Genomic DNA, 17,765 nt, shown 5'->3' with positions numbered 1-17,765 from the left:
GGAGATGGATGTGAAGCGTGGTATTTCCGGTTATCTCATCGCGTCGTTTCTGCTGCACCTGATCATCGGCATCATCCTGTTTGTCGGGCTCGATTTCAGCAAACCGAAACGACCCGAATCGAAGGGGCAGATCGTCAATGCCGTCATGCTCGATGAGAACTTCCTCAACGAACAGGCCAAGCAGATCCAGCAGCAGAAATCTCAGCCCAAGCCTCAAAAGGTAGAGAAAGAGAAGGATAAGGAAGACACGGATCTCGCCAAGCGTGAGCTGGCTCAGAAACAGGAGCAGCTTCGCATCGCCGAGACCAAGCGCAAGCAGGCCGAAGAGGCGACTCGCAAGGCCGAGGCCGAGAAGCAGAAGAAGGTGGCCGAGCAGAAGCAGGCGGAAGAGAAGGCCCAAAAAGCCGAGGAAGCCCGCAAGCTGGAAGAGCAGAAGGCCAAGAAGGCCGAAGCCGAGCGTAAAGCGGCGGAAGCCGAGAGCAAGGCGTTGGCACTGAAGAAGAAAAAGGAACAAGAGAAGAAAGAGGCTGAAGAGAAGGCCAAGGCGGCAGAAGCCAAGGCCAAGAAAGCGGAAGCTGACAAGAAGGCCAAAGCCGAAGCCGAGAAGAAAGCCAAGGCAGAAGCAGAGAAAAAAGCCAAAGCCGAGGCCGAGAAGAAGGCCAAGGAAGAGGCTGAGAAAAAGGCAAAAGCTGACGCAGAGAAGAAAGCCAAGGCAGAGGCCGACAAGCAGGCCAAGATCGCGGCTGAGCGCAAGCGTAAAGCCGCCGAGCAGGCCAAGCTGCAAAAAGAGATGGAAGAGATGATGCAGCAGCAGCTGTCGGCTGAGGCCAATGCTCGCAGTCAGGCGGCATCGGCAGCAGCCCAGGGCGAAGTCGACAAATATGCGGCGCTCATCAAGGCCACTGTTGAGCGGTATATGATTTTGGATCCCACCATGCGGGGCAAAACATGTACTATCGGCGTACGTCTTGCGAGCAGTGGCTTTGTCATATCGGTAGATAACGGCCAGGGTGACCCGGCGGTTTGTCGTTCCGGTAAGGCGGCTGTTCTGAAAGCCAATCAACTGCCTGTGCCCAAGGATCCTGCGGCATTCGAGATGTTGAAGGAATTTAACCTGAAGTTAGAACCGAGTATCTAAGCGTGATAAAACGAGGTTGCTTGCCTCCGGTTGGCAACCTCTCGCCGAGAAAGGAATTTAACCTCTCATCTATATTGGAACCGAGTATTTAAGCCATGATCAGAAAAGTATTTTTTGCTTTGGTTGGCTGTTTGTTGCTGGGCCAGAGTGCCCAGGCGGCCCTGGACATCGTCATCACCGGCGGTATTGATAGCGCACGCCCCATCGCTGTCGCCCCCTTCAAGTGGGAAGGTAACGGGCAGTTGCCGCAGGACATCGCGGAAGTGGTCTCCAACGACCTGATGCGCAGCGGCAAGTTCAAGCCGCTGGCCCGTGGCCAGATGCCGCAAACCCCGAGCAGCAGCAGCGAGATCAACTTCGCTCCCTGGGCCTCCCAAGGGGTTGAAGCCGTGGTGGTGGGTTCCATTTCGGCAGTCGGTGACGGCACCTACAAGGTGAACTTCGAGCTGGTCGATGTGCTGAAAGGCCAGCTGGCCAAGGCACAAGGTGGCGAGAGCAACGGTTACATTCTGGATAGCCGTATGGCGACCATCCCGGGTGCCCAGATGCGCCAGTTTGCCCACCGTATCTCCGACATCGTCTATGAGCGTTTGACTGGCGAGCGCGGTGCCTTCCTGACCCGTCTGGCTTACGTCTCCGTACAGCAGGGTACCCAGTTCCCGTACCAGCTGCGCATTTCTGACTACGACGGTTACAACGAGAAGACCCTGCTGCGCTCCCGCGAACCGTTGATGTCTCCGGCCTGGTCGCCGGATGGCAGCAAGCTGGCTTACGTGAGCTTCGAGAACCAGAAGTCCGAAATCTACGTGCAGGATATCTACACCCAGCAGCGCAGCCTGATCACCAGTTTCCGCGGTATTAACGGGGCGCCGGAGTGGTCTCCGGATGGTCGTCGTCTGGCTATCGTTCTCTCCAAAGATGGTTCACCGAACCTCTATGTGGTTGATGTCGCTAGCAAGCAGCTGACCCGCGTCACAACCAGCCGTGTGATCGACACCGAACCCTCCTGGATGCCGGATGGGCAAAATTTGTTGTTCACCTCTGAACGTGGTGGCAAACCCCAGATTTATAGCGTAAATTTGGCGACTGGTATGACTCGCCGGATGACTTGGGAAGGTGAATCCAACCAGGGTGCATCCATCACTCCTGATGGCAAAATCATGGTGATGGTGACCCGTGTTCAGGGACAGTATCGTATTGCCCGTCAGGACATGGAAAACAATGCCCTGTTGGTCCTTACCCAGAGTGCTCTGGATGAGTCGCCAAGTGTGGCTCCCAATGGCAGCATGATCATTTATGCCACCATCTATCAGGGTCGTAAGAGTCTCGCGTTGGTGTCGACTGATGGTCGCTTCAAGGCTGTGCTTCCGACCAGTAGCGGTGAAATTCGTGCACCAGCTTGGTCGCCCTTCTTGAATTGATAAAAATCCAATTGTTTTTTGTTTTGTTATAAAGGTTTAAGGAAATAGCATGCAACTCAATAAACTGCTCAAGGGTTTGGCCATCGCACTGCCACTGTTCACCCTGGCCGCTTGTAGTTCTTCTTCTGATTCCGACGCCGCTGGCGCTGAATCAGGTATGACCGACGGCATGGGCGGTGTACAAACCGGCGGCGCCAACGGCATGTTGTCCCCGGAAGAGCAGATGCGTCAGAAGTTCGAAGCACTGCAGCGTGACAACGTGATCTACTTCCCGTTCGACGGTTACGATATCCAGGGTCAGTACGCTGATCTGCTGGATGCCCACGCCAGCTACCTGCGCGAGCGCCCGAGCGTGAAAGTCCTGATCGAAGGTCACGCCGATGAGCGCGGTACTCCGGAGTACAACATCGCCCTGGGCGAGCGTCGTGCCAAGGCTGTTGCCAAGTATCTGCAAACCCTGGGTGTGCAGGCCGAGCAGCTCTCCATCGTCAGCTATGGCGAAGAGAAGCCGCTGGATCTGTCCCACACCGAGGATGCCTTTGCCAAAAACCGCCGCGCGGTTCTGGTTTACTAAGGTTTAAACCGAACGAAGTTCGTTTATATGCAAGCGGCCATTTCGATGGCCGTTTTATTTGCACTAAACGCCAAGGTTTGATCCGAATGAAATCTGCATATGCGAGCGACGATGGCGCTGGCCGTTTTATCTGTACTAAACGCTAAGGTTTGATCCGAATGAAATCTGTGTACAAGCAAGCTGTCGTTGCGCTGGCCGTAATGGTTGCTCTGAATGCGCAAGCTGCAGCACCGGTCAGCGATCTGGGCGGTGACTCGGGTGGTGGCGTTGTCCTTAGTGGCAACAACGGCGCCATCGTGCCCACCGGTAGCCTGGAAGATCGGGTTGCCCTGCTGGAGCGCACCCTCAATGCCCGTCTGCGACTGCAAGCTGAATTGCAGCAACAGGTCGACTCCCTGCAAGGGGAGGTCTCCGAGCTGCGTGGTCAGCTGGAGCAGCAGACCTACCAGATGGAACAGTCGCAAGAGCGCCAGCGCCAGCTCTACCAAGAGCTCGACAAGGTTGCCAGCAGCCAGCAAGCTGCTCCAGCCGCCCCGGCCCCTGCTGCTGCCACACCGGCTGCTGCCGCCAATTACTCAACCAATCAGGATGAGAACCAGGCCTACGACGCAGCGGTCAACATGGTGCTCAAAGAGAAGAACTACGACAAAGCCATTCCGGCTTTCCAGGGTTTCATCAAGCAGTACCCCAATTCGGGTTATGTTCCCAATGCACACTACTGGCTCGGCCAGTTGCTGTTCAACAAGGGTGACAGAGCCGGTGCCTCGGCCCAGTTTTCGACCGTGGCCAACAAATACAGTAAATCCCCCAAGCGAGCCGATGCGCTGCTGAAGCTGGGTATGCTGGCGCAGCTGGATGGCAAGAAGGCGGAAGCTAAATCCTTCTATGAGCAGGTGATCAAGGGCTATCCCAACACCTCGCCAGCCCAGTTGGCCAAACAGAGTCTGGCCAAGCTGTAACATTGCTGTATGTCACTGTTTTCGTAACGCTACTGTAAAAACAGCCTGCATTTGTACGCACAGTGAGCAAACGGATTTAAATTACGAATTTTCTGTTGCACCGGAAATTTAAATCCGTAATATAGGCCGCCGTCAGAGCCGAAGCAGTAATGCAGTCGGAACTGGTCGTGGTGAGGGTCGTTAGCTCAGTCGGTAGAGCAGTTGACTTTTAATCAATTGGTCGCTGGTTCGAATCCAGCACGACCCACCATTTTCTCCACTCGGTGGAGACAGAATTCCCAGGTCGTTTAGCTCAGCTGGGAGAGCACCTCCCTTACAAGGAGGGGGTCACTGGTTCGATCCCAGTAACGACCACCAGTTTGTAGAAAAAATGATTTAGATGGGTCGTTAGCTCAGTCGGTAGAGCAGTTGACTTTTAATCAATTGGTCGCTGGTTCGAATCCAGCACGACCCACCATCATTTCAGAATCCCAGGTCGTTTAGCTCAGCTGGGAGAGCACCTCCCTTACAAGGAGGGGGTCACTGGTTCGATCCCAGTAACGACCACCAGTTTGTAGAAAAAATGATTTAGATGGGTCGTTAGCTCAGTCGGTAGAGCAGTTGACTTTTAATCAATTGGTCGCTGGTTCGAATCCAGCACGACCCACCATCATTTCAGAATCCCAGGTCGTTTAGCTCAGCTGGGAGAGCACCTCCCTTACAAGGAGGGGGTCACTGGTTCGATCCCAGTAACGACCACCAGTTTGTAAAAAAAAATGATTTAGATGGGTCGTTAGCTCAGTCGGTAGAGCAGTTGACTTTTAATCAATTGGTCGCTGGTTCGAATCCAGCACGACCCACCATCATTTCAGAATCCCAGGTCGTTTAGCTCAGCTGGGAGAGCACCTCCCTTACAAGGAGGGGGTCACTGGTTCGATCCCAGTAACGACCACCAGTTTGTAAAAAAAATGATTTAGATGGGTCGTTAGCTCAGTCGGTAGAGCAGTTGACTTTTAATCAATTGGTCGCTGGTTCGAATCCAGCACGACCCACCATCATTTCAAGAATCCCAGGTCGTTTAGCTCAGCTGGGAGAGCACCTCCCTTACAAGGAGGGGGTCACTGGTTCGATCCCAGTAACGACCACCAGTTTGTAGAAAAAATGATTTAGATGGGTCGTTAGCTCAGTCGGTAGAGCAGTTGACTTTTAATCAATTGGTCGCTGGTTCGAATCCAGCACGACCCACCATCATTTCAGAATCCCAGGTCGTTTAGCTCAGCTGGGAGAGCACCTCCCTTACAAGGAGGGGGTCACTGGTTCGATCCCAGTAACGACCACCATATTCGCAAGCGAGGCTGAGATATCAGCTTCAGTTGCAGAGAAAGTCCCCACTCAGATGGGGATTTTTTTGCCCGCAATTCAGTACTTCAACTTCTTTTGTTGCCGGTGTGGCGAGCCGAACGCCACCTCTTACAGTGCCACTCTGCCACTCCAATCCTTTTTCATCCTGCTCTTCCGAGATTGTTCGACGGCCACTGACTTCACTCCTGTCCATCGTGATGCTGCTCATATGAACGCCTGTTAAAGCAAACGCCAGCAATAAAAAGGGCAGGCCAAAGCCTGCCCGCAAGGATGCGCAAGGTGTTACATGATCCCGCGGATCAGGATCCCGCTGATCAGCAGCGGCGCCACCACGCGCCAGCACCAGAGCAGCGCCAGACGCAGGGCGGGTGACAGGCCCGCAGGCAATATGGCATCACCCAATCGCCAGCCCAGCAGCAGGGTCAGTACCAGACCAAACAGCGGCATCATCAGGTTGGAGGTCAGATAGTCGAGCAGCTCGAAGATGGTTTTGCCAAACAGGGTCAGATCGCTCCATGGGCCGAACGACAGGCTCACCGGAATGCCGGATGCCATGATGAGCAGAGTCAGTACCCTGCAGGCGCCACGACGCGACCAACCCCACTCCTCGGTGGTGAAGCGCACCAGATGCTCCAGCATGGAGATGGAGGAGGAGAGAGCGGCGACCAGCAGCAACAGGAAGAAGACTACCCCCAGCCCCTGACCGAGCGGCAGATGACTGAACACGGCTGGCATGGTCATAAAGGTGAGTCCTGGGCCCGCGGTGGGATCGATGCCGGTGGAGGCCAGCGCCGGGAAGATCATCAAGCCCGCCAGCACCGAGATAAGGCTTGCCAGGGTGACCACCCAGACCCCGGAGCGCAGCACCCCTTCGCTATTGGGCAGGTAGGCGCCATAGGTAGTGTGTACCCCGAGCCCGATGGAGAGGGAGAAGAAGGCCAGTCCCAGCGCGTCCAGCACGCTCTGGCCGGTCAGCATGGAGAAGTCCGGCAGCAGCAGCTGGCGCACACCCGCCATGGAGCCCGGCATGGAGAGACCGACCCCTACCAGCAACAACATCATGATGAAGAGCGCGGGCATCATCCAGCGCAGTGCCCGCTCCACTCCTTTCTGAATACCTCCCTGCACGAACCACCAGGTTAGCCCGGCAAACACCAGATGGGTCAGCACCGGCCACCAGGGGTTGCTGACATAGCCGTTGAACAGGGCGGTGAGGGCGCTCCCCTCGCTCAGGTTGAGCTTGCCAGCCATCGCCAGCGCGGCGTAACCCACGGTCCAGCCACCGACCACGCTGTAGAAGCTGTAGATAAAGAAGCCGCAGGCGATCCCCATATACCCCATCCAGCGCCAGTTCGGCCCCACCAGTTTGCGAAAAGCGCCGAGCACCCCGCGCTGGCTATGGCTGCCGAGCAGAGTTTCGCCGACCTGTACCGCTACCCCCAGGGTGAAGCTGAACAGCAGAAAAACCAGCAGGAAGGCACCACCGCCATTGGTGGCGGTCACATAGGGAAACTTCCAGATGGCACCAAGGCCAATCGCTGTGCCTGCTGCGGCCAACACATGACCGAGACGGGAAGACCACTGAACCTGGCTCATACAACCTCCGGGTAACACGACATCGAAGCAATACTCCTGAGTAGCAATAAACGACAGACCATAAAAAAGGCCGCCTGAGGCGACCTTTGCAATGAACATTCAGAAAAACTGTGCGTGCAAGGTCACCTCTCTTGCGAGCTAAAAAATCGACCAAACAGCACGAGGATGGCAGACATGAGGTGACAACCTGACTTATGAATGAGGAAACAGCCTAAACCATGGAAAGAATAATTGACACATAAAATAAAAAATTTTTTATGTGTGCCGCTGTCACCACTCTGGCTATACGTACAACTCAATGGGGGAAAACCTCGCCGGGCCGTATCTTTTCTACCTTGTGGCTATTTACTGGGCGATAATCGACGTAGCTTCTTCTGGAACTAGTGGCCGCGACATGGCGCCGACGGGAACAACGATGAGACAGGTTGTCATATGAGATGGATGGTGCTGCCCTGGTTGCTGATCAGCCTGAGTGTGTCGGCGCAGTCCGGATTAACCCTGCTGAGTCACGACTTACCCCCCTTTACCGAATACCGCGATGGCAAGCTCGATGGCTTCGCCATTCGTTTGATTGATGAGGTGCAGGAGGAGCTTGGCACCCGTTATCCGGTGCGGATTTACCCGCTCAAGCGGGCGCTGGCGCTGGCACGGGTCGAGCCCGGCTATGGACTGTTCGTGGTACAGCGGCTCCCGGAGCGGGAGTCTCATTTCAAATGGGTTGGCCCGCTCTTTATCAATCGGGTCTTTATCTATCAGGTACCGGATAGTCGCCACCCGCTGACCTCGCTGGCGCAGCTGCGGGATCTGCCCAGAGTGGGGGTCGTGCTGGGCAATGCCGATGACGTGCGGCTGACCCATGAGGGCTACACCAATCTGGTGCGCTACAAGACGGTCGGGGAGGCGATAGAGCGGCTGATGCTGGGCAAGATCGATGCCTTGCCGATGGCGGAGCTGGTGATGGAGGCCACCCTCGACAAGATGGGGTTATCCCGGCGCAGCATCGTCAGCAGTGGCGTGCTGCTCCATCAGGCCGGTCTCTATATCGTCTTCTCCAAGGGAACGGATGATGCCGAGATCACCCGCTGGCAGCATGCCCTGGAGGCCGTCAGAGCCGCACAGGGGCGGGCCGATGAGCCCGCCCGCGAAGAGTAACCGTCACACCAGACCGCGAATCAAGATCCCGCCGATCAGCAAGGGGGCAATCCAGCGCCAGCAGTTCATCAGCAGGTGATGCCAGTGGCTGGCAATCCCCTGCGGCAGTGCCTTGCGCCCCAGCTTCCAACCCAGCAGCAGCGTCAGCATCAGGCCAAACAGCGGCATCATCAGGTTGGAGGTGACAAAGTCCAGCAGCTCGAAGATGGTTTTGCCAAACAGGGTTGCGTGTTGCAGCGGGCCAAACGACAGGCTGACCGGAACACCGCTAACCATGACGAATCCAGTGATGGCGCTGCAGGCCGTGCGGCGTGACCAACCCCAGGTCTCGCACAGGAAGCACTGCAAATGCTCCAGCAGGGAGATGGCCGAGGAGAGCGCGGCAAAGACCAGCAGGGCGAAGAAGATCACCTCAAGCACCTGACCGAAGGGCAGCAGCTGAAATACCGCCGGCATGGTCATAAAGGTGAGACCGGGACCGGAGGCCGGGTCGATACCGGTCGAGGCCAGCACCGGGAAGATCATCAGCCCCGCCAGTACTGCCACCATGCTGGCCAGCAGCACCACCCAGAGGCTGGAGCGACCAACCCCTTCGCTGGTCGGCAGATAGGCACCGTAGGTGGTGTGGATGCCAAGACCGATGGAGAGGGAGAAGAAGGCCAGTCCCATGGCATCGAGCACGCCGGACATCCCCAGCTTGCTGAAGTCGGGCATCAGGAAGTGACGTACTCCCGCCATCGCATTGGGCAGGGTGAGGCCAAAGGCGACCAGCATCAGGATCATCAGGAACAGGGCTGGCATCATCCAGCGCAGGGTGCGCTCCACCCCTTTCTGAATGCCGCCTTGCACCACCATCCAGGTGAGGGCGGCAAACAGCAGGTGAGTGAGGATTGGCCAGACGTCGCCGCTGACATAGTCATTGAAGCGGGCGGTGAGGGCCGCCGCATCCCCATGGTTGAGCTGGCCTGAGATGGCCATGCCGGTATAGCCCAGGGTCCAGCCGCCCACCACGCTGTAGAAGCAGTAGATGAGCAGGGTAGAGATCACCCCCATTACCCCAACCCAGCGCCACTGTTTGCCGAGCAGATCGGAGAAGGCACCGACTACCCCGCGGCGACTCATGCTGCCGAGCAGGGTCTCCCCCATCAATACCGCCACCCCCAGGGTGAAGCTGAACAGCAGAAAGACCAGCAGGAAGGCGCCGCCGCCGTTGACGGCTGTGACATAGGGGAATTTCCAGATTGCGCCGATACCGACCGCGGAACCCGCTGCGGCGAGGATGTAGCCTAGTCGGGATGACCATTGGGACTGCTTCATAAGAACTCCAATCGAGCGCCCCTTGGCAGGGGCAGAATGGCGCTCATGTTACGGAGGTCACGGCGCAATCACTACGACGGTTATCAGGTATAAATGCGATTTATTGGCATGATTGGCTAATTTAATTCTGTTTTTTGCCCAATCCTGCCACCAAATAAAAACCGGAGCGAGATTGCTCCGGTTTGGTCTCTGACAACTGCTCGTCGGTGGACTAGATCACCCCGAGCTCCCGCAGCCGCTCCATCAGGTAGCTGTGGGCAGTATGGCGCTCGGAGAGCACCACATCCGGGCGCGGGTGGAGGAACAGCGGCAGGGAGATGCGTGACTTGGCTGCGCTGCCACCGGTCGGGTTGATGACGCGGTGGGTGGTGGAGGGATAGTAGCCGCGAGAGGCTTCCTGCAGCATGTCGCCGATGTTGATGATGAGGGTGCCAAAGTCGCACGGCACATCCATCCATTCGCCATCGGAGCCCTTCACCTGCAGCCCCGGTTCGTTGGCGGCGGGGAGAATGGTGAGCAGGTTGATATCTTCGTGGGCGGCGGCGCGGATGGCGCCCGGCTCCTCGGTACCATCGAACGGCGGATAGTGCAGCACCCGCAGCAGGGTCTTCTGGCTCTCTTCGATCATCGAGGAGAGGGGGCAGCTGTAGTGAGCGGCGATATCGGCCGGGGTGTACTGCTCGACCCAGCCCAGCAGCTCGGCGGCCAGACCGTTGGCGAGGCGGTAGTACTCCATCGCCTGCTCCTTCAGTTCTTCCGGCATCTGGCCCCAGGGGTAGATGTGGAAGTACTCCTTGATGTCTTTCTGGCTATGGCCCTTGGCCACCTCGGAGACCGACGGCGGGAAGTAGCCATCCTGGGTTTCGCGGTTGAACAGGAAATCCTGCTTCTGCTCGCTCATGAAGAAGCGATACCAGTTGTCGTAGATGGACTGCACCAGCTCTTTCGGGATGGGGTGGTTGGTCAGCACGCCAAAGCCGGTGGTTCGCAGGGATTCGGTGAAGCGTTGGGCCGCATCGGGTGAGCGGTAATCGACGGTCAGGACTTTCATTGTTTTTGTTGCGCGCCAGTTAAAAGATGGCGCAGTTTACCTTGCGCCTGATAACAAGGAAAGCGGGTTGGCCGCCCGTCTGGCACGGCGTTGAATAGTGACAAAAACATCAAATAAACCGCGCCAGACCGCACGGGAGCGCATCCCTTGTTATGGCCTTTTATCCTCTCTAGAATGCCGGTCACTATCTTTTCCGGAGTCTGTTCATGTCCCCCAAAATCCTGTTGCTGACCCTGCCGGTATTGCTGGCGGGATGCAGTGCCCTGTCAGAAGATGAGTGCCGCACCATGAGCTGGTACAACCTGGGTTATCAGGATGGATCGGAAGGCAAAACCCGTCAGGCGACCCGCGATTACGTTTCGTCTTGCAGCGAATATGGCCTCAAAGTGGATGAAGCCGAGTGGAAACGGGGCTACGACAAGGGGCTGGAGCTCTACTGCATTCCCGAGCTGGCTTACAGCAAGGGCAAGGAGGGGCAGGCCTATCTGGGGGTATGCCCCAATGACGCCAGCTTCCTCAAGCAGTATCAGCGTGGCTACGAAGAGTACAAACTGGCTGCCCGCCTGCGGGAGATCAGCGACGAGCTGGAGCGTACCGAGCGTGATATCGATACGCTGGAGCGCAGCATCCGCAACGAAACCAACACTGAACAGCGTGACTATTACCGCGCCAAGCGCGATCGGGCCATTCGCCACTACGAATCCCTGCGCCGGGAGTACAACCGTCTGCGTTATCCGGATCGGGTGATCCAGTTTTCCTTCGGCGGTTAATCCCTCTCTTCATGGCCAGCCCGCGTGCTGGCCATGTTGTATCCTGTCAGATCAGGGCAGTACCCAGCGCTGCAGCGCCAGTGCGATACCATCTTCGTTGTGGTCGGCCGTGACCCGATGGGCATGGCTCTGGATCTGCGGGGCCGCATTGCCCATGGCCACCGCCAGCCCAACTTGCTCGAACATGCTGATGTCGTTGTTGTTGTCACCAAACGCCACTACCTGCTCCATCGCAATCCCTTCGCTGGCAGCCCACTGGGCCAGCCGGTTGCCCTTGCTGCAACCGGGCTGTACCAGCTCCACCGCATAGGGGGCCGCCCAGTCACGGGTAAAGGGCATCTGCTCGACCACCTCGCCCATAAAGGTGTGCAGGCGTGCCGGATCCTGATTGAACAGCTCCAGCTTCCAGACCGGGTTGTCGAGCCAGCCTGCCAGAGCCTCGACCGGGTGGAGGGCGATCTTGAGGTGATCCGGCTGATTGGCCGACCAGTGGCGGATGCGGGTGACATGCTCTTCACTGCCGATGTAGCCGATCCCCTCGCTCAGGTGGAACAGGGCGCCCATCTGCTGAGCCTCGACCGCGGCCAGCAGCTCGGTAAGCGGGGCGGTCGCCAGCGGGTCGCCGCTGAGGATCCGGTTCTGCACCGGCTCATAGAGATAGGCGCCATTGCTGCAGATGAGGGGGGTATCGAGGGCCAGCTCGTGGTGGAAGGGGCGTGCCGTCATGTAGTGGCGCCCCGTGACCAGCAGCACCTTGATGCCGTGGGCGCGTGCCTGCGCCAGGGCTGCCCGGGTGGCCGACGAGATCTTGTGATCCCGGGTCAGCAGGGTGCCATCCATATCGAGCGCGATGGCCTTGTACTCACTCATAGCTCCTCCAGCATCGAACAAATCCGCAAAGAGCCTTACCGTCCCAGACCCGGCGCCCCGATGCAAGTCTTGCCCGCGGCCGAAGCGCCGAACTGTGATCCCTTCGTGGCTCAGGTGCAGCTGGCCAGCTGTTGACGACGGTCGGCACGGCGGCGCAGCAGATAGAAACCGGCGGCACTGGCAAGGGAGCAGAGGGTGGCAAGATAGAAGGGCCACTCGGTACCGGCCAGCAGCACCAGACTGCCGAGCAGCACCGCCAGGATCTCGCTGCCCACGGCGAGGGCGCGGTAGAGCCCCATCGCCTGCCCCTGCTGCTCCGGGTGACTGCGGTTGGAGATTGCCACCGAGGTGGCCAGCTCCCCCAGACTCATGCCGATGCCAGCGGGAACGAAGGTAAGCGCCAGTCCCCACCAGTGCACGGGCAGGATAAAGAGCAGCATGCCGCTCGCCATCACCAGATGGCCGACGATCCCGAGGGAGCTGCCGCGCCAGTGGCGGGCGATGCGGGAGCCGAGCCAGGAACCCGCCATCATGGGCAGACTCACCAGCACTGCTGCCTGCGCCAGCTGGGCCGGATCCCACGCCAGCCTCTCCACCAGCCAGATATTGAAGTAGGTGAAATAGAGCTGCACGGCGCCATAGCTGATCAGGGTGAGTGCGAAGTAGGGCAGCAGGGCCGGTTGCAACAACAGCTGGCGGCTGGAGAGGGTCGCTGTCTGACGGGTGGCCGCCACCGGCGGACGATAGGGGATCAGCCAGTAGACCAGCAGCAGGTTGAGCAGGGTCATTCCTACCGCCAGCCAGGCGGCCAGACTGTAATCCCCCGAGATCACCGCGGCGTAGCCCCCGATCATCGGCCCCACGACCCAGCCCAGATTCATGCCGATGTTGATCCAGGCGAAGCTGCGGGCCTTGTGCTCCTTGCCGGCGAGATCCGCCGCCATCGCCTGCACGATGGCGATGTTGCCGTTGCACAGCCCCTCCACAATCCGGCTGAGCAGCAACAGGGGGAGGGAGCGCCAGGCGATACCGAGTGCCATCAGGGCATAGCCTGCCAGTACCCCCGCCAGCGAGAGCAACAGCAGTGGCTTGCGGCCATAGCGGTCGGAGAGGCGACCGAGCCAGGGGCTGCCCACCAGCTGGAACAGGGGATAGAGCCCCATGATGACCCCCAGCCACACCTTGCGGCTCCAGTCGGAGGCTTCCGGCGTCAGCATGCCGTGGGCCGGATCCAGCAGCAAAGGTGCCAACACCGGGGAGGGGAGACTGAAACCTGCAACTGCCAGCGTGACCGTCATGACCAGCACCCAGAGGGGATTTTTGTGCCCGTGTTTCTCCATGCTGCACCCATTAAGTAAAGTTATTGGTTTATTTATGCTGGTTCATAGACGGGATTAAGTAAAGTGAATTATTGATTTAATAAAGGGCGCTCCCCATAATGAGATCATGAACGCAAGCACCGACAAGATCCTGTTTCTGCTCAAGAGCCATGGCCCGCAGAGCGCCGCCGCGTTGGGGGAGCAGTTGCAGATGACCTCCATGGGCGCCCGCCAGCACCTGCTCACGCTGGAGCAGGAGGGGTGGGTTACATTCAGCGACGAGGCCCGCGGGCGCGGTCGTCCCGTGCGGCTGTGGCAGCTCACCGAGCAGGCCTGGCAGCGCTTCCCCGATAGCCATAGCGACCTGACCGTGCAGCTGATCGACAACGTGCGCGAGCTGTTTGGCGAGGAGGGGATGGAACGGCTGATCCAGCAGCGGGAGCAGCAGATGCTTGCTCGCTATCAGGAGGCGCTGGGGTCCCATGGCCTCTCTGGCCGGTTGGCGGCGCTCAAGGAGCTGCGTACTCGCGAGGGCTACATGGCGGAGACCCGCCGCGAAGAGGATGGCAGCTGGCTGCTGTGGGAGAGCCACTGTCCCATCTGTGCGGCGGCGCGCACCTGCCGTGGTTTCTGTCGCAGCGAACTGGCGCTGTTTCGCCAGCTGCTGGCGCCAGCGATGGTGGAACGGGAGCAATATCTGCTGGAGGGGGCTCATCGCTGCCTCTATCGCATCACGCCGCCCGCGCTCTGATTGCGCCAAACGCCCAAAAACAACAAAGCAGGCGCCGGGATGCCTGCTTTGTTGCCTTCGGGGAGGGGGTTCTCTCGTTCCAGCCCGTCGTTTCCCGATAAGGTAAGACGGCTGATGGGGCTCTTGACCCGGTAAGGTCCTTCACCGCAGAGACCCGGTCAGGTATCTGCTTTGCCACCGGAAGATGTAACCATAGTATCCCTCCCGTGCCGGTGAGTGGTTGCAAAGTAACCACTTATTTCGGTTGTTTTTGCAATAGTTCACCCTTAATCTAGGAAAAGTGGATTAGTCATTGCAACGAGGAAGGGTAAATGCTGAAACTTGATCGCATAGACAGACATATTCTCGAGCTGATGCAGGAGAATGGCCGCATCAGCAATCTGGAACTGGCCGAGCTGGTCGGGCTCTCGCCGTCCCCCTGCTCCCGCCGGGTCAAGGCGCTGGAGGATGCCGGTCTCATCGACACCCACGTTACTCTGCTCAACGCCCGCCAGCTTGGCCTCACCCTCACCGCCTACATTCACATTTCCATGGACAGACATACGCCGGAGCGGTTCGAGAATTTCGATCGCGCCATCAGCGAGCTGCCCGAAGTGCTCGAATGTGACCTCATCACCGGCAACGATGCCGACTACCAGCTCAAGGTGGTAGTGCGCGACATGGAGCACTATCAGCACTTCCTGCTGGACAAGCTGACCCATATTCCGGGGGTGACCGGAGTGCGCTCCAGCTTCGTGCTGCGCCGCATCAAGCACAAGACGGCGCTGCCGCTCAACCATCTGGGGTGAGCCCGCGCAAGCCGCTTATATAAACAGAAAGAGGAGGCCAGTGGCCTCCTCTTTTGCTATTCGCTCTTGGTTATTCGGTAGTGGTTATCGGGTCTGGATTAGCTGTCGCGGTGACGGGGCGACTGCTGTGGTCAGACGCTGACCTGGCTGATGTCTTCCACCTGCAGCAGCCAGCCGCTCTGCTCCTGCTGCGGTTCGCCGCTGACCCGCAGCCGCTCGCCGGTCGGCACCCACTGCCCCTCGGGCAGGGAGACCAGCAGGCTCTCGCTGCCGTTGTCGAACAGCCAGCGATCTTCGCCAAGCGATTCAATCAGATAACCTTCCATCTCCACTCTGGACTCGGCTTGCCAGGATGGCGCAACGGAATCACGGCTCTCGATGAAATCCCCCTGAACACCAAAACTGGCTAGCCCCCACAGAATGGAGAGCCCGACGATGGATGTTTGCATCTTGTCTCTCCTCTTTTGGAACTGTAGGGCCAGTATGGGAACAGAAAACTGAGCGCACCATGAACAAGGTGGCAAAGTGCTGGCGAGATCGCGAAAAAATCCGGCCAATTGGCTAGCATTGTCATTTTATGGTGCCTGGATCACACTATTTGGCGGCTTCTTCTGCCATCCGTTCAGCTCTTGGCTTATTCGTCCACATGGCTACACCGCGATGATCCCCACAGATCCCCTCTGCGACCACGGCGCGAACCCGGGTGCCATCTTTGCAAATGGCCTGCCAGGCGTCAGCATCATCGATGGCGAGCGAGTTGGGAGGCGGCGTGGTTTGGCAAGCCGTGAGCAGCAGGGCGCACAGGGGGAGCAATTTTTTCATGGCGGACTCCTCGGGGTGATGGGGGACTGAGAGGATTGGGATGACCTCTCCATCTGGGCTTCACTCCCCAGCATCAGTGATAACCGGTTAAGGGGCAAGGGGAGGAGCCACCGACAGGCGCAGGTGCCGTGCAGCCGAGGCTTGCCCTGTGCCCTCCTTGGGCCTAAGGTGGGGCCGTTTTACTGCCTTATTGAAGGAGCGTTTTCATGTCCACTCTCTATCCCCGCGTCGGGGTCGGTGTCATCCTGACCAACGCCCAAGGCCAGGTGCTGCTTGGCAAACGCAAAGGGAGCCATGCCCCCTACTGGTCGATCCCGGGTGGTCATCTGGAGTTGGGGGAGAGCTTCGAGTCGGCGGCGATCCGCGAGGTGGCCGAGGAGACCGGACTGGAGATCCAGGGGCCCGAGGTGGTGGCGGTGACCAACAATTTGGAGACCTGGCGCGAGAGCGGGTTGCACTATATCTCGGTGACGCTGCATGCCCGGGCCGATGGCGAACCGCAACTGCTGGAGCCGGAGAAGTGCGAAGGCTGGGTCTGGTGCGATCCGCGCGAGTTGCCCGAGCCCCATTTCGACGCCAGCCGCCAATCCATCGCTTGCTGGCTAGCGGGACGCTGCTATCTGCCGGGTGATGTGCCAATGGTGTCGGCCGAATCAGTCTGATTGTCATAAAACGATCATCGCGCTGTCATAATATCTCCTCTCCATCGGGAGAAGAGGGATGAGGGAGAAGAGCGTGGGGCATGTATTTATTCAGTTTTTATGGCTGGGATGCATCAGCTTTGGTGGGCCGGCCGCTCATATCGGCTATTTCCAGCGCACCTTCGTCCAGCGGCTAGGCTGGCTGACACAGGCCGAATTTGCCCGCTTGCTGGCGCTGTGCCAACTGCTGCCGGGGCCCGCCTCCAGCCAGCTTGGTTTCGCCATCGGTCGTCATCGCGCCGGTCTGGGCGGGGCGCTCTCAGCTTTTCTTGGCTTCACGCTGCCCTCATTTCTGCTGCTACTGGCGGCCGCGATCGGCATCGGCCAGCTGGGCAACAATCTGTGGCTCGATGCGGCGCTGCACGGCCTCAAGCTGCTGGCGCTCATCGTGGTGGCCGATGCGGTGCTCACCATGAGTCGTCAGTTCTGTGCCACGGGAATGACTCAAGGGATCATGGTGGTGACCGCTGCTGCGCTCTGGTGGCAGCCCGGTCTGCTGACTCAACTGTTGATGCTGGCGGGAGCGGCGCTGATCTGTGCCCGCAGCCAGCGCGGGGCAGGCAGTGGGCCAGCCACCGCCGAGCTGCCTGCTGCCGCTGCCAGTCAGCCTCATTGGCCGACCCTGCTGCTGTTTGGCATCCTTTTTATCGGTCTGCCGCTGCTCGGCAGCCCGCTTGGCCAGTTGGTTGCCGACTTCTATCGCGCCGGTAGTCTGGTGTTTGGCGGTGGTCATGTGGTGCTGCCGTTGCTGCAAGAGAGCGTGGGACACACTCTCAACGAGCAGCAGTTTCTGACCGGTTACAGCCTGGCGCAGTTGGTGCCGGGCCCCATGTTTACCCTTGCCACCTATCTTGGCGCCCAGCTGCAGCCCGAGATGCCTATGACCGGGGCCCTGTTGGCGACCCTGGCGCTCTTTGTGCCCGGCTTTCTGCTGCTCTGGGCGGTGGGCCCCTGCTGGCAACAGTGGCTGGCCCGGCCCCGTCTGGCGGGGGCAGTCACCGGCATCAATGCTGCCGTGGTGGGCTTGTTGCTGGCGGCGCTCTATCAGCCGGTGTGGCAGAGTGCGGTGCTGGCGCCGACCGATCTGGCGCTGGCGGCCATCGGCTTTTATCTGCTGCGGGTGGTGAAGCTGCCGATACCGGCCATCGCGGCCCTGCTGGTGATGGCTGCTATCCTGCTGGCGTGAAGCCGGTGA

17 protein-coding genes and 12 tRNA genes are annotated in these 17,765 nt (G+C 58.9%); 22 read left to right on the top strand and 7 right to left on the bottom strand.

Going from position 1 to position 17,765, the window contains the following annotated elements:
• Window positions 1-4 precede the first annotated feature (4 nt).
• From tolA to ACTG1K_RS21035, 16 genes are all read left to right on the top strand, one after another.
• Window positions 5-1,138, top strand: a complete 1,134-nt coding sequence (gene tolA / locus ACTG1K_RS21110) for a cell envelope integrity protein TolA (RefSeq protein ID WP_440006656.1) — start codon at window positions 5-7, stop codon at window positions 1,136-1,138.
• Window positions 1,139-1,233: 95 nt separating this feature from the next.
• Window positions 1,234-2,559, top strand: coding sequence for a Tol-Pal system beta propeller repeat protein TolB (tolB, locus tag ACTG1K_RS21105; RefSeq protein ID WP_005335728.1), 1,326 nt, complete (start codon window positions 1,234-1,236; stop codon window positions 2,557-2,559).
• Window positions 2,560-2,608: 49 nt separating this feature from the next.
• Window positions 2,609-3,133, top strand: a complete 525-nt coding sequence (gene pal / locus ACTG1K_RS21100; protein WP_005313284.1) for a peptidoglycan-associated lipoprotein Pal — start codon at window positions 2,609-2,611, stop codon at window positions 3,131-3,133.
• 158 nt (window positions 3,134-3,291) lie between these two features.
• On the top strand, window positions 3,292-4,092 hold the full coding sequence (gene ybgF, locus ACTG1K_RS21095) for a tol-pal system protein YbgF (RefSeq protein WP_064341673.1): 801 nt from the start codon (window positions 3,292-3,294) through the stop codon (window positions 4,090-4,092).
• A gap of 174 nt (window positions 4,093-4,266) precedes the next feature.
• A tRNA-Lys gene (locus ACTG1K_RS21090) sits at window positions 4,267-4,342 on the top strand.
• A 31-nt stretch (window positions 4,343-4,373) separates the two neighbouring features.
• Window positions 4,374-4,449 (top strand) — tRNA-Val (locus ACTG1K_RS21085).
• Window positions 4,450-4,473: 24 nt separating this feature from the next.
• Window positions 4,474-4,549: transfer RNA gene (locus tag ACTG1K_RS21080), tRNA-Lys, on the top strand.
• Window positions 4,550-4,565: 16 nt separating this feature from the next.
• Window positions 4,566-4,641: transfer RNA gene (locus tag ACTG1K_RS21075), tRNA-Val, on the top strand.
• 24 nt (window positions 4,642-4,665) lie between these two features.
• Window positions 4,666-4,741, top strand: a tRNA-Lys gene (locus ACTG1K_RS21070).
• A gap of 16 nt (window positions 4,742-4,757) precedes the next feature.
• Window positions 4,758-4,833 (top strand) — tRNA-Val (locus ACTG1K_RS21065).
• Window positions 4,834-4,858: 25 nt separating this feature from the next.
• Window positions 4,859-4,934 (top strand) — tRNA-Lys (locus ACTG1K_RS21060).
• A gap of 16 nt (window positions 4,935-4,950) precedes the next feature.
• Window positions 4,951-5,026: transfer RNA gene (locus ACTG1K_RS21055), tRNA-Val, on the top strand.
• Window positions 5,027-5,050: 24 nt separating this feature from the next.
• Window positions 5,051-5,126 (top strand) — tRNA-Lys (locus tag ACTG1K_RS21050).
• 17 nt (window positions 5,127-5,143) lie between these two features.
• Window positions 5,144-5,219: transfer RNA gene (locus ACTG1K_RS21045), tRNA-Val, on the top strand.
• A gap of 24 nt (window positions 5,220-5,243) precedes the next feature.
• A tRNA-Lys gene (locus ACTG1K_RS21040) sits at window positions 5,244-5,319 on the top strand.
• Between the two features lie 16 nt (window positions 5,320-5,335).
• Window positions 5,336-5,411 (top strand) — tRNA-Val (locus ACTG1K_RS21035).
• 304 nt (window positions 5,412-5,715) lie between these two features.
• Here the strand turns inward: ACTG1K_RS21035 and ACTG1K_RS21030 are convergent.
• Window positions 5,716-7,029: a sodium-dependent transporter gene (locus ACTG1K_RS21030; protein WP_440006654.1), complete on the bottom strand. Its 1,314-nt coding sequence runs from the start codon at window positions 7,027-7,029 to the stop codon at window positions 5,716-5,718.
• Between the two features lie 432 nt (window positions 7,030-7,461).
• Between ACTG1K_RS21030 and ACTG1K_RS21025 the strand changes: the two genes are divergently transcribed.
• Window positions 7,462-8,181: a substrate-binding periplasmic protein gene (locus ACTG1K_RS21025; RefSeq protein ID WP_440006652.1), complete on the top strand. Its 720-nt coding sequence runs from the start codon at window positions 7,462-7,464 to the stop codon at window positions 8,179-8,181.
• 3 nt (window positions 8,182-8,184) lie between these two features.
• On the opposite strand, the gene ACTG1K_RS21020 is transcribed toward ACTG1K_RS21025, so the two are convergent.
• Window positions 8,185-9,498: a sodium-dependent transporter gene (locus ACTG1K_RS21020; protein WP_005335722.1), complete on the bottom strand. Its 1,314-nt coding sequence runs from the start codon at window positions 9,496-9,498 to the stop codon at window positions 8,185-8,187.
• A gap of 211 nt (window positions 9,499-9,709) precedes the next feature.
• Window positions 9,710-10,549 carry an isopenicillin N synthase family dioxygenase gene (locus tag ACTG1K_RS21015; RefSeq protein ID WP_076492465.1) on the bottom strand — a complete coding sequence of 280 codons (840 nt, stop codon included), beginning with the start codon at window positions 10,547-10,549 and terminating at the stop codon, window positions 9,710-9,712.
• Between the two features lie 206 nt (window positions 10,550-10,755).
• Between ACTG1K_RS21015 and ACTG1K_RS21010 the strand changes: the two genes are divergently transcribed.
• The gene (locus ACTG1K_RS21010) at window positions 10,756-11,319 is read left to right on the top strand and encodes a DUF2799 domain-containing protein (protein WP_005362971.1); all 564 of its coding nucleotides are present in this window, start codon (window positions 10,756-10,758) and stop codon (window positions 11,317-11,319) included.
• A gap of 51 nt (window positions 11,320-11,370) precedes the next feature.
• Here ACTG1K_RS21010 and ACTG1K_RS21005 read toward each other — a convergent pair whose 3' ends face one another.
• Entirely contained in the window at window positions 11,371-12,189 is an 819-nt protein-coding gene (locus ACTG1K_RS21005; RefSeq protein ID WP_440006650.1) for a Cof-type HAD-IIB family hydrolase, read from the bottom strand.
• A 110-nt stretch (window positions 12,190-12,299) separates the two neighbouring features.
• The gene (locus ACTG1K_RS21000; protein WP_335842331.1) at window positions 12,300-13,529 is read right to left on the bottom strand and encodes an MFS transporter; all 1,230 of its coding nucleotides are present in this window, start codon (window positions 13,527-13,529) and stop codon (window positions 12,300-12,302) included.
• Window positions 13,530-13,635: 106 nt separating this feature from the next.
• On the opposite strand from ACTG1K_RS21000, the gene ACTG1K_RS20995 reads away from it, so the two are divergent.
• A complete protein-coding gene (locus ACTG1K_RS20995) occupies window positions 13,636-14,259 on the top strand; it encodes a helix-turn-helix transcriptional regulator (protein ID WP_440006648.1) in 624 nt (207 codons plus the stop codon).
• Between the two features lie 311 nt (window positions 14,260-14,570).
• Window positions 14,571-15,047: an Lrp/AsnC family transcriptional regulator gene (locus ACTG1K_RS20990; protein ID WP_005304871.1), complete on the top strand. Its 477-nt coding sequence runs from the start codon at window positions 14,571-14,573 to the stop codon at window positions 15,045-15,047.
• Window positions 15,048-15,178: 131 nt separating this feature from the next.
• Here ACTG1K_RS20990 and ACTG1K_RS20985 read toward each other — a convergent pair whose 3' ends face one another.
• On the bottom strand, window positions 15,179-15,496 hold the full coding sequence (locus ACTG1K_RS20985; RefSeq protein WP_005343224.1) for a hypothetical protein: 318 nt from the start codon (window positions 15,494-15,496) through the stop codon (window positions 15,179-15,181).
• A 145-nt stretch (window positions 15,497-15,641) separates the two neighbouring features.
• Window positions 15,642-15,869 (bottom strand): hypothetical protein, encoded by a 228-nt coding sequence (locus ACTG1K_RS20980; protein WP_005335715.1) that lies wholly within the window; start codon window positions 15,867-15,869, stop codon window positions 15,642-15,644.
• A gap of 206 nt (window positions 15,870-16,075) precedes the next feature.
• Here ACTG1K_RS20980 and ACTG1K_RS20975 point away from each other — a divergent pair, with 206 nt between their 5' ends.
• Window positions 16,076-16,531, top strand: coding sequence for a nucleotide triphosphate diphosphatase NUDT15 (locus ACTG1K_RS20975; protein WP_158112744.1), 456 nt, complete (start codon window positions 16,076-16,078; stop codon window positions 16,529-16,531).
• A 73-nt stretch (window positions 16,532-16,604) separates the two neighbouring features.
• Window positions 16,605-17,756, top strand: coding sequence for a chromate efflux transporter (gene chrA, locus ACTG1K_RS20970; RefSeq protein WP_440006645.1), 1,152 nt, complete (start codon window positions 16,605-16,607; stop codon window positions 17,754-17,756).
• Window positions 17,757-17,765 lie beyond the last annotated feature (9 nt).

It is taken from the genome of Aeromonas sp. 102P (genome assembly GCF_051920345.1).
In the GTDB taxonomy this organism is placed as follows: Bacteria; Pseudomonadota; Gammaproteobacteria; order Enterobacterales; family Aeromonadaceae; genus Aeromonas; species Aeromonas veronii.
Note: the sequence above shows the minus strand (reverse complement) of the source record. Positions and strands in the feature narration are given on the sequence as shown.

Coding starts and splice junctions, on each gene's coding strand:
- tolA (WP_440006656.1), top strand. CDS start 5: ATGGATGTGAAGCGTGGTATTTCCGGTTATCTCATCGCGTCGTTTCTG.
- tolB (WP_005335728.1), top strand. CDS start 1,234: ATGATCAGAAAAGTATTTTTTGCTTTGGTTGGCTGTTTGTTGCTGGGC.
- pal (WP_005313284.1), top strand. CDS start 2,609: ATGCAACTCAATAAACTGCTCAAGGGTTTGGCCATCGCACTGCCACTG.
- ybgF (WP_064341673.1), top strand. CDS start 3,292: ATGAAATCTGTGTACAAGCAAGCTGTCGTTGCGCTGGCCGTAATGGTT.
- ACTG1K_RS21030 (WP_440006654.1), bottom strand. CDS start 7,029: ATGAGCCAGGTTCAGTGGTCTTCCCGTCTCGGTCATGTGTTGGCCGCA.
- ACTG1K_RS21025 (WP_440006652.1), top strand. CDS start 7,462: ATGAGATGGATGGTGCTGCCCTGGTTGCTGATCAGCCTGAGTGTGTCG.
- ACTG1K_RS21020 (WP_005335722.1), bottom strand. CDS start 9,498: ATGAAGCAGTCCCAATGGTCATCCCGACTAGGCTACATCCTCGCCGCA.
- ACTG1K_RS21015 (WP_076492465.1), bottom strand. CDS start 10,549: ATGAAAGTCCTGACCGTCGATTACCGCTCACCCGATGCGGCCCAACGC.
- ACTG1K_RS21010 (WP_005362971.1), top strand. CDS start 10,756: ATGTCCCCCAAAATCCTGTTGCTGACCCTGCCGGTATTGCTGGCGGGA.
- ACTG1K_RS21005 (WP_440006650.1), bottom strand. CDS start 12,189: ATGAGTGAGTACAAGGCCATCGCGCTCGATATGGATGGCACCCTGCTG.
- ACTG1K_RS21000 (WP_335842331.1), bottom strand. CDS start 13,529: ATGGAGAAACACGGGCACAAAAATCCCCTCTGGGTGCTGGTCATGACG.
- ACTG1K_RS20995 (WP_440006648.1), top strand. CDS start 13,636: ATGAACGCAAGCACCGACAAGATCCTGTTTCTGCTCAAGAGCCATGGC.
- ACTG1K_RS20990 (WP_005304871.1), top strand. CDS start 14,571: ATGCTGAAACTTGATCGCATAGACAGACATATTCTCGAGCTGATGCAG.
- ACTG1K_RS20985 (WP_005343224.1), bottom strand. CDS start 15,496: ATGCAAACATCCATCGTCGGGCTCTCCATTCTGTGGGGGCTAGCCAGT.
- ACTG1K_RS20980 (WP_005335715.1), bottom strand. CDS start 15,869: ATGAAAAAATTGCTCCCCCTGTGCGCCCTGCTGCTCACGGCTTGCCAA.
- ACTG1K_RS20975 (WP_158112744.1), top strand. CDS start 16,076: ATGTCCACTCTCTATCCCCGCGTCGGGGTCGGTGTCATCCTGACCAAC.